Source organism: Candidatus Vallotiella sp. (ex Adelges kitamiensis), from assembly GCF_020342435.1.
Lineage (GTDB): Bacteria > Pseudomonadota > Gammaproteobacteria > Burkholderiales > Burkholderiaceae > Mycetohabitans.
Genome location: NZ_CP080504.1, coordinates 465390 through 481956, shown reverse-complemented (window position 1 = coordinate 481956; position 16567 = coordinate 465390). Strand labels below are relative to the sequence as shown.

Sequence of the window (16567 nt, the reverse complement as noted above, 5' to 3'; positions counted from 1 at the left end):
TGGACTATGTAGTTTGAATATGAATACATCTTCTGAATCTATCAAACCAACTGATTGTGATGTTGAATATGCCCCCACTAATTTTTCCGCGCTATATGCCCCACGGGGCGTTTACATGATGCTAAATCAATTCGGCGTGATAGATGTACACGGAAGCGATGCAGTAAGTTTCTTGCATCGTCAATTAACTAATAATATTCAAACACTCGAAGCAGATAATGTTCGGTTAGCTGGATTTTGCTCGCTCAAAGGCCGACTACTTGCTACTTTTCTAGTTTGGCGTGTTGGAAATATAGTACGGATGCTGGTTTCCGAAGATTTGGTCGAGTTGATTCAAAAGCGATTATCAATGTTCATATTGCGAGAAAAAGTGCAATTAATCAACGCTACTAACAGCCTTGCTGTAGTCGGATTTTCTGGCGATGTTTGTGCCACGCTATCACAATGCTTCGAAATATTACCTAATGGCGTGAACGTTAAGATCGATACCCCTTTCGGGGAATTAATCCGCGTGATAGATGCAAATAGATTGCCACGTTTCCTGTGGGTTGGTCCGAGGAGCGCAATTGAAGAAAGACTTACTGCATTAAATACAACGCATCAAGTCCAACAGGCTGATTCTGTGCTGTGGGACTGGCTTGATATCCGCGCAGGCATACCACGTGTGAGTGCTGTAACAAGCAATCGGTTTGTGCCGCAAATGATCAATTTTGAGCTTATCGGCGGTGTTAACTTTCATAAAGGCTGCTATCCGGGGCAAGAAGTTGTCGCTCGCTCTCAGTATCGCGGCACAATTAAGCGCCGCACAGTGCTAGCGCACTCTACGCATGCACACATTGGCGCCGAAGTGTTTCATTCGGAGAACCCTATCTATCCATGCGGGATAGTCGTCAATAGTGCTACAGCAGCAGAGGGTGGTGTTGATTGTTTAGTCCAGCTCAAGCTAGATACACTCGATACAGGCTCAATCCACGTTGGGTCACCGCGAGGTCCAATGTTAGAGTTTTCTATTATTAACACACCTGTTTCGGCACAAAGATTGAAGTAGAGAATTCATTTCAGCACACTGATCAATTCTTGATAAAGTCTTTATAAAGAATACGGATCGCGTGTGGCATACTGCGTATCTGCTGGGTACAATGCAAGTCTGTAATGAACACTAGATTCGCGTGCTCAACAAGATAGCTATATGGTGACCAGCATGCTGCTACAGCAACCAACTTTACTGCGTTACAATTTAGTCTGAACTAAACTATTTTTTGCTAAAGCCTAACATCAATGAAGCTCCTGTTTCATCTACTAACAATTGTACTTTTCTTTGTCTCATTCAAGGTCTGGGGTATGTATATCGCTACTAATGTAGCGATAGCTACTGTGCTAATACAAGTAATATGGTCGGCATTTCGCCATCGGCACGTTAATCTAATGCTATGGGTAAGCCTAGCGCTCGTTACCGTATTCGGTGGTGCAACCCTAATACTACATGACGATGTGTTTATCAAATGGAAAACAACCCTACTATACTGGGCGTTCTCATTAGCAATTCTGTTTTCACAATTTGTACTACGCAAGAATCTGATTCGGGAAGCCCTGAATATACACGTTAAGCTACCCCCTTTACTCTGGGCTAAACTCAATGTTGCCTGGGCCCTCTTTTTTATGGTGTTAGGTATTGCTAACCTGTGGGTTGCACATCATTATTCTAATAATACCTGGGTCAATTTTAAGTTGTTTGGCACAACTGGAATGATTCTTATATTCATCGTTATGCAAAGTCTATGGTTTGCTAGACATTTGAAGGAAAAATAAACTAATGAATAATGTATTTTTAACCGCTTCGGCTGAGCATCGCATCAAGCTAATCCGTGAACGTCTTTGCGCTTCTCTATCGCCGTTTACACTAGAAATCCACGATAACAGTACAGAACATACTAGCCATACTGGCGCTGCCGCCGGTAGTCACTATGCAATAACCATCGTTTCGGCCACGTTTGACGGTCATACGCGGGTAGCTCGGCACCGGTTAGTGTACGATGCGCTCTTAGATGCGATGAAGAACGGTATTCACGCGCTCTCAATCAGGGCATATACGCCCAAAGAATTTTATTCTTAATAGTTTCAGGGAAGCCTCTGCTTCTAATAAACTCGCCCAAACTTCAGTTTCTTACCCGAAAAGAACTAGTTAGTCACGAGTTACTAATATAAGAGCACTTCAATGTAGTACCGTAAAACAGTCAAAATAAAAGTTCAAATTTTTCTACTCGGAAAAGTGTCATAATCTGCGCACGGATTAAGAATTTCCTGAGAAAGAAGAGGCTAAGATTCCGTAGAAATTAAAACCATACTATACGCTAGAAAGAAGCTAAACTTATATTACATTCTTATTTTGCATAAGCAGTATGAAAAATATAATCTCTTAATCTCCAAGAGCTTAAGAAGTAATAGATCTGAATCTAAACTCAGCCAAAAAGTAGGGGGTTATAATCCAGGCCAAACCCACTCTTAATAAGCAGTAAGGCAAACAGTTTAACTAGTACGATGTCGTTCATGTGTTTCGACGACTTCGAGCAATACTGCTATTGCAAGTCATTTAATCTAAATTACCAATAGACTAGTAACTTTTCATGAAAGTCGCCGAAAAATTTACTGTAAGAGTATACAATACGAAATTTAATACTAAAAGTAGACTGTTCATTAACCTCCAACATGGAATATAGACTTTCCTAGAAAGGGCTATCTGCTAACCAATATTAAACGGAATCTTAGCAAGTGACCCTAACAGATTAACCGATCCAGCGACGCGCGTTACGGTATAGCTGAAGCCACGGGCTTGGCTCACCCCATTCCTTAGGGTGCCAGCTCATTTGTACTGTTCTATGCACGCGTTCGGTATGAGGCATAAGAATAGTAAATCGCCCATCCGGTGTGGTTACCGATGTAATACCCTGTGGCGAGCCATTTGGATTAAATGGGTAGCGCTCAGTTACTACACCATAATGGTCGATATAACGCATCGCAATCTGCACGTTCGATAGATCCCCTTGTTCCGAAAAGTCTGCATAGCCTTCGCCGTGCGCTACCGCAACAGGAAGGCGAGAGTTTTCTAGCCCAGCGAAGAAAATAGATGGCGATTTTTCAATTTGCACGAAAGACAAACGTGCCTCGAATCTTCCAGAGAGGTTACGCCTGAAACGCGGCCAGGCCTGTGCGCCCGGAATCATTGATGCAAGACTACTCATCATCTGGCAACCATTACAGATGCCGAGCGCAAACGTATCGGGACGCTCAAAGAACGAGATAAACATGTCTGACAACCGCTCATTAAAGCGAATCGTCTTCGCCCAGCCCTCGCCAGCACCTAACACGTCGCCATAAGAGAACCCCCCGCATGCCACCACACCAGAAAATTGCGCTAGATCGATATGACCTTCGATCAGATCGGTCATATGTACATCGTAAGGATCGAAGCCAGCTCGAGCGAACGCGTAAGAAGTTTCTAGATGTGAGTTCACGCCTTGTTCGCGCAGGATAGCGAGCCGTGGCAGCGGCTTGTTGCTCGAAATAAACGGCGCTGCTACGTCTTTCTGCGGATCAAATGTTAGATACGGCACAATGCCCGGATCTAAGACATCGCTTAATGCCTCATATTCTGAATCCGCACACGCGGGATTGTCTCTCAGCCGCGAAATGCGCCAACCGACTTCGCTCCAGATCCGATGTAGATCAGTGCGAGGCATATCATAGATCTTTTTTGCATCACGATAAATCTCAATCACATCATGCTTGTTCAGCGTTCCAATTACATGACTCGCGCTCGACAGACCAAATTCGCGCAGTGTCCCTAGAGCCTTATCGCGGTCGACGGTACGCACTTGCAGCACTGCACCCAGCTCTTCGCAGAATAACGAGCGCAGCGTTAGGTCATTGCGCCGGGCAGCTATCTGTTGCGTCCAGTCCTTTACATCACCATAGTCGAACTCATGCTTTTGCTCGAGCGTGAGTATATCTACGTTCAATGAGACGCCAATATGACCGGCAAAGGCCATCTCTACTACCGTTACAAATAAGCCACCGTCAGAGCGATCATGATACGCAAGTAGTTGATCATTGCGATTAAGCTCTTGAATCGCAGCAAAGAAAGATTTCAAGTCTTGTATATCTTCCACATCTGGTACACTATCACCAACCTGTTGCGTGACCTGTGCAAGGATACTACCCCCAAGACGGTTGCAACCACGACCTAAATCAATTAGAATTAATATCGAATCACCAGCATCAGAGCGTAACTGAGGGGTAAGATGGGCACGTACGTCTTCCACTGGAGCAAATGCAGAAATAATAAGTGATATTGGTGCATAAACTTCCTTATCGATGCCATCTTCATGCCACTGCGTTCGCATTGACAGAGAATCTTTTCCAACTGGAATATCAATACCTAGCGCCGGACATAACTCCATACTAATTGCCTTGACAGTGTCAAACAAATCCGCATCTTCTCCGTCACTACCGCACGCAGCCATCCAGTTAGCTGATAGTTTTATATGATTTAATGACTCGATCGGAGCAGAAGCAATATTTGTAATAGCTTCGCCAACAGCCATACGTCCTGAAGCTGGAGCATTAATCACTGCAAGCGGGGCACGCTCTGCCATTGTCATTGCTTCGCCACGAAAACCCTCGTAGTCCATCGAGGTAATTGCGCAATCAGATACCGGAACCTGCCATGGGCCAACCATTTGGTCGCGGACTGATAGTCCACCAACTGTTCGGTCGCTGATCTTGATTAAGAAAGATTTACTAGCAACAGTCGGATGCCTCAGTATCTTCATAGACATATCTGATAGAGTCAAGTCAGTTAGCTCTACCGGCATGAACGCGCGATGCGCACGCGTAACATCAAAATGCATCCGCGGCGTTTTGCAAAGTAGAACGTCTATTGGTATATCGATAGGAGTATGTGCGGGATGATTAACATCGGTTACGGAATTATCAATTAATTGTAACTGGCGTGTGTCCGTAGCAACACCAATCACTGCCATAGGGCAGCGTTCGCGGCGGCAGATTGTCTCAAACGTAGGCAAATCGTGAGCTGCAATCGCAATGACATATCTCTCCTGCGCTTCGTTCGACCAGATCTCGAGCGGCGATAACCCACTTTCTTCGAGGAGTATGCGTCGCAATTCAAATCGCCCCCCCTTACCAGAGTTATTAACGATCTCCGGAAGTGCGTTAGATAAACCACCGGCGCCAACATCATGAATCGACAGAATTGGATTTTCATTTCCACGTTGCCAACACGCATCAATAACTTCCTGTGCACGACGCTGGATCTCAGGATTGCTTCTCTGAACTGAATTAAAATCGAGATCGATAGCGTTGGCTCCTATAGTCATTGAGCTGGCTGCGCTTCCGCCTACGCCAATACGCATACCGGAACCGCCGATTTGTATCAGCAGCGAGCCAGCTGGGATATCGTTTTTATACGTATTCGCATGAGAAATATTACCGATGCCAGCAGCTATCATAATTGGTTTATGATAACCGCGTATGCGCCCACCAATATTCTGTTCATAAACGCGAAAATAGCCACCTAGATTTGGTCGGCCAAACTCATTATTAAATGTAGCGGCACCAAGGGGGGCGTCAATTATAATCTGTAGTGGCGAAGCAATATGCTCAGGCCGGCCATAGCAACCGATGATATTACTGTGAAGCCGCTTAGAAAGCGGCTCCGTAGCATCTCGAGAAGTTTCCCACGGTTCGATTGCATCCGGCAACTCTAGATTGGACACTGAAAAGCCTGTTAAACCGGCTTTTGTACGAGCTCCACGTCCAGTTGCACCCTCATCACGGATTTCGCCGCCAGCACCTGTTGCTGCCCCAGGGAATGGCGAAATCGCAGTCGGGTGATTATGTGTTTCAACTTTGATTAGGATATTCTTCCACTCCTGAACCGATTCATAGCGATGTGTGCTTCCGCTAGAAAACCATTGCTGTGCAAGAGCTCCTTCTATTACCGCCGTGTTGTCTGAATATGCAATAATCGTTCGTTGACCGCTGAGCCGGTGCGTATTTTTAATCATCTGAAACAGTGACAAATTTTGTAGCTGTCCGTCAATTGTCCACTGTGCGTTAAAGATTTTATGTCGGCAATGTTCACTATTAACCTGAGCGAACATCATTAACTCTACATCTGTTGGGTTACGTTTGAGCTTCGTAAACGCCTCGATCAAATAGTCGATCTCTTCGCTATTAAGAGCAAGCCCGAGTTCGCTATTAGCAGTTATTAGCGGAGCTCGTCCTTCATTTATTATATCTACTGTTTGCAACGGCTTTCCGGGTAACACACTAAATAACTGCTGTGCCTCATTACAGGTAGCAACTACGCTTTCAGTCATCCAATCATGTAGTACGAGAGAAACCTGCGCTCGAGCTGCTCCACTCAATGTCTTTTTTGTACTAATCATCCCAGGTAGACCACTCTTAATTATCACCGTATACTCAGTACCGCGTTCAATGCGCTGAATGCAGTCTAATCCACAGCGCTGAGCGATATCTGTAGCTTTCGATGCCCACGGGGAAATTGTACCGATTCGTGGAATCACAAGAAAATTTTCGCCCCTGCGATTAGCAGTTGACGGCTCACCATATTTGAGTAATGCAGTGAGATGTAACCTATCAGTATCGCTAAGCACAGTATGTGCATAAATGAAATGAATATAACGTGCACACAGGTCAGTCACAGTCGGTTCAACCGTTTTTAAAATTTTCAAGAGGCGGTTTTTACGAAATTTAGACAGTGCTGCAGCACCAGGAAAGCACGAGAAATAAGCCATTTGGAATTGCATTGAAGATTACTAATTGACTAGCCGACTAGAGCTTGCTACGCAATTCGCCTCGAAGGCAAATGCTGCGTGTCGGATAAACCGAGCTAAGCGGTGAAAGAATTAGATTGTACTGCGACGTGCATCATTAGACTTATAGATATAGATACTACGTACTACCTATATTGCTTAACGTCTTGAGTAGCTAGTAGCTAACACACTTATGCAATATAGCTAGTAATTTCTATGCTAGAGATGATAATGGACGCATTTTATACAAGCCATGCCATTAAATATACTAAAACTTATAGCACTCTCTTACTTGCTGCTTAAGACAAATCGCTATGTTTTATCAGTAAATATATTGACTAAGAAACGCTGACGGAACGCTTACATTGTACGAATACCGTGTCCTACCTAGTATTTACCTCTAAATTAAGCGCAGTTGAAGAGACAACTTAGGATGTTATCCGCATTGTTATAGTTAATACTGACCCGTTTAAATCTATATAAGAGCTATGTCAGCATAGCTACCAGCGGCTACTTTCTTTTATCACAGAGATAAACATGGTTATGAACCTAAATTCACTTCCCACCTGGTCTGCCCTTACTGCTCACTATGAATCTATCCGCGATTGTCATATGCGAGATTGGTTTGCCTCCGAAAACGATCCGGCTCCTACGCGAGCAGATCGATTTACTATAAATGGTGGTGGGCTCACGCTGGATTTTTCAAAGAATCGTGTAAACGAACAAACGATCGCGTTACTGATTCAGCTCGCTCGAGAAACTAATGTGCAAGCACGACGCGATGAGATGTTCACTGGTGGTATCGTGAATCCAACTGAGCATCGTTCCGCATTACATACTGCTTTACGGACTTCTGACCCGAGTGCGCCATACGCGGCGCAGGTCAAAGCAGGCCGCGCAAAAATGGCAGTCTTTGCTGAACGAGTACGTAATGGGCAATGGATAGGCTACACCGGAAAGCCAATTCAGCACGTCGTTAATATTGGCATTGGAGGCTCAGATCTAGGTCCGAAGATGGTTGTACACGCATTGCATCATCTTAAAAAATCGGATATCCATATACACTACGTGTCTAATATTGACGGTATTGATCTTCAGAACGTACTAGAGCAAATTAATCCAGAACATACATTAGCGATTGTGGTATCAAAAACATTTACAACGTCGGAAACAATGACAAACGCTCATTCATTGCGCGACTGGTTTAGGCGAAGTGGTTGTTCATCAGATCAATTAGCTCAGCATTTTATTGCTGTGTCAGCTAACCTTTCAGAAGTAGTGCGTTTTGGCATTGAGCCCGATAATGTATTCGAGATGTGGGAGTGGGTTGGTGGACGTTATTCACTATGGTCCGCAGTTGGGTTATCAATAATGATTGCGATTGGACCTGAAAAATTCGATCAATTACTTGAAGGCGCCTATCTAATAGATGAGCATTTTCGCTGCGCGCCTTTAGAGCGCAATCTTCCGGTATTACTTGGACTTCTCGGCATTTGGTATCGCAATTTTTTTGGTTTACAAAGTTACGTGATCGCGCCTTATTCTCAGGCGCTGCACTTCTTGCCAGCGTACTTGCAGCAACTAGAAATGGAAAGTAATGGAAAATCCGTAACGCTGGACGGGCGCTTTATTGATTATCCGACATCAGCGGTGGTCTGGGGAGAGCCGGGCACGAATAGCCAGCATGCATTCTTCCAAATGCTACATCAAGGGCCAACAATTGTACCGGTCGACTTCATTGTATCACTAGCGCCCAATCATTCCTTACCTGGTCATCACGAAAAACTGCTAGCGAATTGTTTTGCACAAAGCGAGGCACTGATGCTAGGACGTACAGAGACGGAGGCAGAAAATATCGTCGGGCGTAAGCAGACAGCACTTATACCGCATATAGTTTTCCCCGGAAATCGACCAACAAATACAATCCTACTCAACGAGTTGAATCCACGCTCGCTTGGAGCCCTAATCGCGCTGTATGAGCATAAGACACTCGTACAAGCCGCCATATGGAACATTAATCCATTCGATCAATGGGGTGTCGAACTAGGTAAAATTCTCAGCAAAGTCATTGAGTCAGATTTAATATCGGCGTCATCAGCTGATCTACGAAAACATGATTCATCTACAAGCGCATTAATCGCTCGCGCGCGCGAAGCTATAACTCGCTAAAGGCATCATCATGCTCAGTTGCTCTAAGAAAGCAATGTTTTAACGCAATAAAGTAAGAGTATATCTATAGATTACCAGCATTTTCTAAACACCGCTTACTTCGCTAGAGGCTTAACTTGAAAACCACCTCCCAATTTAACGAGTTAATAATTAATCTCACCAATAGAACTCTGGTAGCAATAAGGACAGAAAATCTGACTATCAGCTAGTATTGGCTCGAATTGCAATAGCGCTGCCGAGAGACATTAAACTTTATACTAGATTAAAGCTAATCTTATTAGACGAACTTGAATTACACTCAATTTTTAACCGATGCTACCATCTTCCAATAACTTAACACTAAGTACTTTAAAGTTCAGACTAGCCGTCACTATAAAATATCCTAAGACCAGTATTGGGAAGCATCTAGTTTACTCCTAGTAAATAGCTATACAGTATCCATATAAAGCTATTAAAAGAATTCTAATAAACATAAGTTGTTATCGAATCGACGTAGCTGGTCTATTTGAAACCGGGCGCACTGCTATCAAACTTTATCTGCGCACTATCTAACTAGTTAGATAGTGCGCAGCACTACTAAATTTCTCTATACACGCTGTAGAGCGTAGTTGTTATACCTATTTATATTAGCATCAGTAATAACTAATGCGTTTTTTAAATTTAAATAATTGCATCGAATGCAATATAATAGTTTTTAACTCGTATTTGTATAAGCATTATTAAATAATAAGTAATTTTAGAATAAAATATGTCTTTTCTACTGCTTATAATATCCTAGCAACTAGAGATTAAGTCTTAGGTTGCTAGGATGCTAATCTGTTAATAGAACTTCTAGTGACAAGATAATTATGTAGCTCGTGTATCTAGGTAAGAATACCGTGCGGCAAGTACTAGTGTGATCGCAGCTGCTATTAGTGGAATAAATGAAAACCAGAGCACTGTTTCCCATCCGAATGTTGCTAGCAGGCTTCCCGATAAGAAAGAGCCGAAGACCATCGTTCCAAATACAATAAAGTCATTAAGCGACTGCACTCGAATACTTTCTTCCGGCTGATGACATTCTAGCACGACGGCGGAAGCGCCAACAAAGCCAAAGTTCCAACCAATACCGAGTAGAATAAGCGTCAGCCAGAAATGACCTACATCTACGCCAAGCAAACCCGTTATAGCCGAAAGCGTGATTAGAATAAGCCCGACCGTAACAACTCGTTGTGCGCCAAATCGCGCAATAAGAGTACCAGTAAAGAAGCCTGGCGCGTACATTGCAATTACATGCCATTGAATGCCAAGATTAGAAGAAACCTGAGACAGACCGCACATTTGCATAGCAAAGGGAGCGGCTGTCATGAGAAAGTTCATCAATAAGTAGGATACGACTGCACAGATCACCGCAGTAATAAATCTGGGTTGACGAAGTATAAGAGCAATCGAACGCCCCTCTGAAAGCCCCTTTTTTATAGGCGATCGTGGAAGGCGAACTCCCTGCAAAAGGAGTGCAGAAAATACGCCCACTACTGCTTGCGCTATAAAAGTCGCTGCGAATGGATAAGGTGCCCACAAGCTCATAGTCCAAATGACAAGTTGAGGTCCAATAATTCCTGCGAAAACCCCCCCCGCCATAACAAACGACAGCGCACGTGAGCGTTGCTCGTCGGGAACACAATCTGCAGCCGCAAAGCGGAAAGAGAGCACAACAGCTGCATAAACACCCCCGAAAAAAGTCGCAACACAAAATAAATAGAATGAACTTAATTTAACAGCCCAGGCTGCAAGCAAGCCAGAAAGCACACCGCACCCAGCACCAATCATAAAAACGGCTCGTCGGCCCCAGCGCTGGACAATAGCTCCAGCCGGCAGTGATGATGCAGCCATTCCGACAACAAAAACCGAAATAGGGAAGGTCGCTAGGGCATGACTAGGTGCGAGCATATTTCCAATAATTGCTCCCGTTGCATATATCACAGTAGAATTAGCACCGGCGAGTGCCTGCGCTATAGTGAGTCTAGCGACATTACTTTTTGCATGAGGGTAAAGATTTTTTGACGACACGTCAGTTATAGTTTCATTGTTGACTTTTAACATAGAATTTATCTTGGCAATTGCGGTCTTGCGTACTCTTCTTATTTTAAGAACCGCACTCTTAATTTTTATAGAGAGCCCAGGCGTCAATACTGAAACCACTAGCGTAATATCAAGCATTAACCAACTATTTATCGAGACTTATTTACTGTGAGTGTTTTCATATCAAATGGCATGCTACCTAAAGCTAATTTTTATACATATTTAAGTATAATATTAGTTTTATAACGAAAAACAACTGTGGGTGCTGAGGGGTTTGAACCCCCGACCTACGCCTTGTAAGGGCGTCGCTCTACCAACTGAGCTAAGCACCCATATTACTATTTGACCCATGCACAGGGTCTAATTCTGTCATATCTTTTAATGCTTTGCCAAGGATTTTCGGTATTTTGGAATACTAATAGTTATACGATTGTTTTATACATTTCCCATGTTATAACAATTGCGACAATATTATAACTGCTTATAGGCTTACAGGATTACGACTTAGTTTAGGTAGTGCGTTAGTTGTACTGTGATATATACACTTATACAGTTTTTCTCAACATTTTTAAGAAAATGACGTTTATCAGTATATCTATATGTACGATATCAAAAAGTTTTTAGTCCACAACTATTTTTCAAGCTAGTTTATAAAAACCCCTATCATACCCAGAGTGCAACAAATTTTCATAAAAAATTCAAAGTTACTTCTGTTGTAGTACTCCAGTGAAACTGGAGCTTACATACAGATTTTAGTGCTTTACAACTTCGGCGGTCGCATCTTTTACCTGACTATCTGCGACTGGAGCAGTCTTAGTATGATCTTCTGGAAGCGCGTCTGGCATACGTACAAGTGCCCATTCTAATACTTTATCAATCCAACGTACTGGCTCAATTTCAATTGAGTTCTTTACCGTATCTGGGATTTCAGCAAGATCTTTTATATTTTCTTCTGGAATTAATACAAGCTTAATACCACCACGATGTGCGGCTAGTAATTTCTCCTTCAGTCCGCCTATCGGTAATACTTCCCCACGTAGTGTAATCTCTCCAGTCATCGCGACATTAGCCCGCACCGGGATGTTAGTTAGCACTGAAATTAGTGCAGTTGTCATCGCAATGCCTGCGGAAGGACCATCTTTCGGCGTTGCACCTTCTGGTACATGTATATGAATGTCTTTTTTCTTGAATACTTCATCCGTAATACCTAGACGACGCGAACGCGAACGCACGACTGAGCGGGCAGCCTCAACAGATTCTTTCATCACATCACCGAGTGAGCCGGTACGAATTACACTGCCTTTACCGGGCATTTGTGCTGCCTCAATTGTTAGCAAATCGCCACCAACCTCTGTCCATGCTAGCCCTGTAACTTGACCGATCTGGTCTTCTTTTGCGGCTAGTCCGAAATCGAACTTCCGTACGCCAAGAAATATATTTAGATTGTCTTTATCGACCCTGATCGCGCTATTTTCTTTCTTTAACAGCAGCATTCTTACAATTTTTCGACATATTTTAGACACTTCGCGCTCAAGCGAACGCACCCCGGCTTCACGGGTATAGTAGCGTACTATATCCCGAATTGCGGCTTCTGTCACCTCGATTTCGCTTTCTCCTAAGCCATTGTTGCGTTTCTGCTTAGGCATTAAGTAGCGCTGTGTAATGTTGACCTTTTCGTCTTCAGTGTAGCCTGACAGGCGGATGACTTCCATTCGATCTAGCAACGGTGCTGGAATCTTGAGTGAATTTGAGGTCGCTACAAACATTACGTCAGATAGATCGACTTCAACTTCGACGTAGTGATCTGAGAATGTATGATTCTGTTCTGGATCGAGCACCTCAAGTAATGCAGATGATGGGTCGCCTCGATAGTCCCTCCCCATTTTATCAATTTCGTCAAGTAAAAACAGTGGATTACGCACTCCTGCTTTTGTCAGACTTTGCAGGATTTTTCCAGGCATTGATCCAATATAAGTTCGACGGTGACCGCGTATCTCACTCTCATCATGTACTCCGCCAAGAGCCATGCGAACAAACTTGCGGTTTGTTGCGCGGGCAATCGATTGTCCAAGTGAAGTTTTACCAACACCAGGAGGACCAACTAGACATAGAATTGGCGCTTTTACTTTATCTACACGTTGCTGGACTGCGAGATACTCTAGGATACGCTCTTTTACTTTTTCAAGACCAAAATGGTCTTCATCTAGTACACTTTCGGCATTTTCTAGATTATTATTAACCTTACTCTTCTTGCGCCAGGGCAAACTAATTAATGTTTCAATATAGTTGCGCACAACTGTAGCTTCGGCAGACATTGGTGACATTAGCTTCAGCTTCTTTAGCTCGGCATCTGCTTTTTTCTTTGCTTCTTTAGGCATACGCGCGGCTGTAATTCTCTTCTCGAGCTCTTCAATATCGACGCCATCTTCCCCCTCTCCAAGCTCTTTTTGTATTGCTTTAACTTGCTCGTTAAGATAATACTCGCGCTGGCTCTTTTCCATCTGGCGCTTCACACGTCCACGGATACGCTTTTCAGCCTGTAAGATATCAATTTCAGACTCAAGCTGCGCAAGTAAGTGTTCTAAGCGCGCAATTACAGGAGATATCTCCAGAATGTTCTGCTTCTGGTGTAGTTTTAGTGGCAGATGCGCAGCAATCGTATCGACAAGACGACCCACTTCATCAATACTGGATAGTGATGTTAAGATTTCAGGAGGAATTTTTTTGTTAAGCTTTACATATTGATCAAATTGTGAAATAATAGCACGGCGTGCCGCTTCAGTCTCTGCGCCGTCAGCGCAGTCTGACTCCAGAAATATTAACTCACATAAGAACATTGCCTCCTGCTCTTTAACAGATATAGTCTTTGCACGCCGCAACCCTTCGACTAGTACTTTCACAGTACCATCTGGTAATTTAAGCATTTGGAGGATATTCGTGACACATCCGACTTCGTAGAGATCTTTTTCAGTCGGCTCGTCCTTCCCAGCAGATTGTTGTGCGACTAGCATGATATGCTTGCCACCTTCCATTGCCACCTCAAGGGCCTTAATCGATTTTGGGCGGCCAACAAATAGAGGTACTACCATGTGCGGGAACACGACTACATCCCGTAGCGGAAGCAGCGGAAAAGTGTGGCATTCAGTCGGAAGAAGTGGGCTTCCTGACATTTTTATCCTTAGTAAAAAGTTAAGTGCGTTCTAAAATTAAGACAATAACGCTTGATTGCAAGCCTTAGGGTGTCAGAAAATATAAAAACTTTTATCTGGATTGTAGTATTCGTAAAAATTTAGAATTGTTTTGCTTTAAATGAGAAAAGCCACTTATCTCACTATAATAAACCTCGAGAAATAGATACATTACTGATTAATTGTTTTCGTATACTTTTTATCTATCTTCATAGATTAAACATGGCTTGCTATTACCATTAATAACATTCTCATCAATAACAATTTTTCTAATTCCTTTAAGGATTGGCAGCTCGTACATAATATCTAGTAATACCTGTTCTAAAATCGAACGTAACCCGCGTGCACCTGCCTTTCGGAGAATTGCTTTTTTCGCGACCGCGCATAGCGCGGTGGGACGAATTTCGAGCTCTACCTGTTCCAGATTAAACAACTTATAATACTGTTTTACCAATGCATTCTTTGGCTCGACTAGAATTTTTATTAACGCAGCTTCGTTAAGCTTGCCCAGCGTTGCAACAACTGGTAAGCGGCCAATAAGTTCTGGAATGAGACCGAATTTTATTAGATCTTCAGGCTCGACATCCTGCAAAACTTCCCCCGCGTCACGATCCTGCTTGCTCTTTAGACTAGCTCCAAAACCAATACCGCTTCTTTCTGTACGGCGTGTGATCATTTTTTCGAGACCATCGAATGCTCCTCCACAAATGAACAAGATATTAGTTGTATCGACCTGTACAAAATCTTGATTCGGATGCTTTCGACCGCCTTGTGGGGGCACAGATGCCATTGTTCCCTCGATTAGCTTAAGTAATGCTTGCTGTACACCTTCACCTGATACGTCACGAGTAATAGACGGGTTATCAGATTTTCGGCTAATCTTATCGATCTCGTCGATATAAACAATTCCATGCTGCGCTTTTTCAACCTCGCCATTACAATTTTGAAGCAATTTCTGAATAATATTCTCAACATCTTCGCCAACATACCCCGCCTCTGTTAGGGTGGTTGCATCCGCGATAACGAATGGAACGTTTAGCACTCTTGCAAGAGTCTGCGCGAGCAAAGTTTTGCCTGAGCCAGTTGGACCAATTAATAGAACATTACTCTTAGAAAGCTCAACGTCGCCTTTTTTATCAAGATGTTTAAGACGCTTATAGTGATTGTACACTGCTACTGCAAGAATTTTCTTCGCCTGTTCCTGCCCGATCACATACTGATCAAGGATTGCACGTATTTCTGGGGGGCTAGGTAAACACGATAGCGTCGTTTTTTTATCACAGCCGGCGGCGGCTTTTTCAGCATGAATAATTTCATTACATAGATCAATACATTCATCACAAATAAAAACTGATGGTCCTGCGATGAGTTTCATGACATCATGCTGACCTTTTTCGCAGAATGAACAATATGGCAGTTTCTCGCCATTCGTAGATTTGTTGTCCGCCATAAATATATAAGCCTCCGGACGCTTTTTCACATCATATGCTGATTAATAACTCGCTATTTCTAAGCCAGTTATAAGCTCTGTTTCTAACTTTTGTCGAAGATTATCGATAAAACCTCCGACTGGCTTAACGGCGAGTCTTTTTAACTAACAATGCGTTATGGACGTTTATACAAAACCCGGTCGATCAACCCATAGACTTTCGCTTCTTCGGCTGACATGAAATTGTCGCGATCTGTATCGCGCTGGATCTGTTCGACAGGTTGTCCAGTATGCTGAGAGAACAGATTATTTAACCGTCTTTTTAAGAAAAGGATTTCCCGAGCCTGAATTTCAATATCGGATGCCTGGCCACGTGCACCACCTAGTGGCTGGTGGATCATAATGCGAGCATTTGGTAAGACAATACGCTTGCCTATTGCGCCGGCGGCGAGCAAGAATGCTCCCATGCTAGCTGCTAGTCCCATACATAGCGTAGTTACATCTGGTTTTATAAATTGCATCGTATCGTAAATCGCCATGCCCGCAGACACTGAACCGCCTGGACTGTTGATATATAAACTAATATCTTTATCTGGATTCTCGCTTTCTAGAAAAAGTAGTTGAGCAACGATCAAATTTGCAGTTTGGTCGTTTACCTCGCCTACCAGAAAAACTAAACGCTCTTTCAGAAGGCGCGAATAGATATCGTAAGCTCGCTCACCCCGTCCACTCTTCTCAACGACCATCGGTACAAGGCCTAGAGCGTGCGTTTCGAAATCCTCAGGAGTATGAGTAGCCAGTTGATTCAGAAAATCTGTACGGAACGTCATTGGTCTATCCTTCTATCTGGAATTTCTAGATGCCTT

Annotated in this window: 9 protein-coding genes and 1 tRNA gene; 4 read left to right on the top strand and 6 right to left on the bottom strand. The window is 43.4% G+C overall.

From position 1 onward, the window contains the following. Window positions 1–19 precede the first annotated feature (19 nt). The 3 genes from ygfZ (at window position 20) to K0T93_RS01870 (ending at window position 2113) form a co-directional block, all read left to right on the top strand. Window positions 20–1048 carry a CAF17-like 4Fe-4S cluster assembly/insertion protein YgfZ gene (ygfZ, locus tag K0T93_RS01880; protein ID WP_225721697.1) on the top strand — a complete coding sequence of 343 codons (1029 nt, stop codon included), beginning with the start codon at window positions 20–22 and terminating at the stop codon, window positions 1046–1048. A 230-nt stretch (window positions 1049–1278) separates the two neighbouring features. Continuing rightward, a complete protein-coding gene (locus tag K0T93_RS01875) occupies window positions 1279–1809 on the top strand; it encodes a septation protein A (RefSeq protein ID WP_225721696.1) in 531 nt (176 codons plus the stop codon). Window positions 1810–1813: 4 nt separating this feature from the next. Beyond that, entirely contained in the window at window positions 1814–2113 is a 300-nt protein-coding gene (locus tag K0T93_RS01870; RefSeq protein WP_225721695.1) for a BolA family protein, read from the top strand. A 670-nt stretch (window positions 2114–2783) separates the two neighbouring features. Here the strand turns inward: K0T93_RS01870 and purL are convergent. Continuing rightward, complete coding sequence (purL, locus tag K0T93_RS01865) at window positions 2784–6836, bottom strand: phosphoribosylformylglycinamidine synthase (protein ID WP_225721761.1); 4053 nt, start codon at window positions 6834–6836, stop codon at window positions 2784–2786. Window positions 6837–7397: 561 nt separating this feature from the next. On the opposite strand from purL, the gene pgi reads away from it, so the two are divergent. Beyond that, on the top strand, window positions 7398–9023 hold the full coding sequence (pgi, locus tag K0T93_RS01860; protein WP_225721694.1) for a glucose-6-phosphate isomerase: 1626 nt from the start codon (window positions 7398–7400) through the stop codon (window positions 9021–9023). 846 nt (window positions 9024–9869) lie between these two features. Here the strand turns inward: pgi and K0T93_RS01855 are convergent. The 5 genes from K0T93_RS01855 to clpP all read right to left on the bottom strand — a co-directional run bounded on the left by K0T93_RS01855 (window position 9870) and on the right by clpP (window position 16531). Next, a complete protein-coding gene (locus K0T93_RS01855) occupies window positions 9870–11105 on the bottom strand; it encodes an MFS transporter (RefSeq protein WP_225721760.1) in 1236 nt (411 codons plus the stop codon). A 238-nt stretch (window positions 11106–11343) separates the two neighbouring features. Beyond that, window positions 11344–11416 (bottom strand) — tRNA-Val (locus K0T93_RS01850). A 420-nt stretch (window positions 11417–11836) separates the two neighbouring features. Next, on the bottom strand, window positions 11837–14254 hold the full coding sequence (lon, locus tag K0T93_RS01845; RefSeq protein WP_225721693.1) for an endopeptidase La: 2418 nt from the start codon (window positions 14252–14254) through the stop codon (window positions 11837–11839). Window positions 14255–14471: 217 nt separating this feature from the next. Then, window positions 14472–15722, bottom strand: a complete 1251-nt coding sequence (clpX, locus tag K0T93_RS01840; RefSeq protein ID WP_225721759.1) for an ATP-dependent Clp protease ATP-binding subunit ClpX — start codon at window positions 15720–15722, stop codon at window positions 14472–14474. A 155-nt stretch (window positions 15723–15877) separates the two neighbouring features. Beyond that, entirely contained in the window at window positions 15878–16531 is a 654-nt protein-coding gene (clpP, locus tag K0T93_RS01835) for an ATP-dependent Clp endopeptidase proteolytic subunit ClpP (RefSeq protein ID WP_225721692.1), read from the bottom strand. Window positions 16532–16567 lie beyond the last annotated feature (36 nt).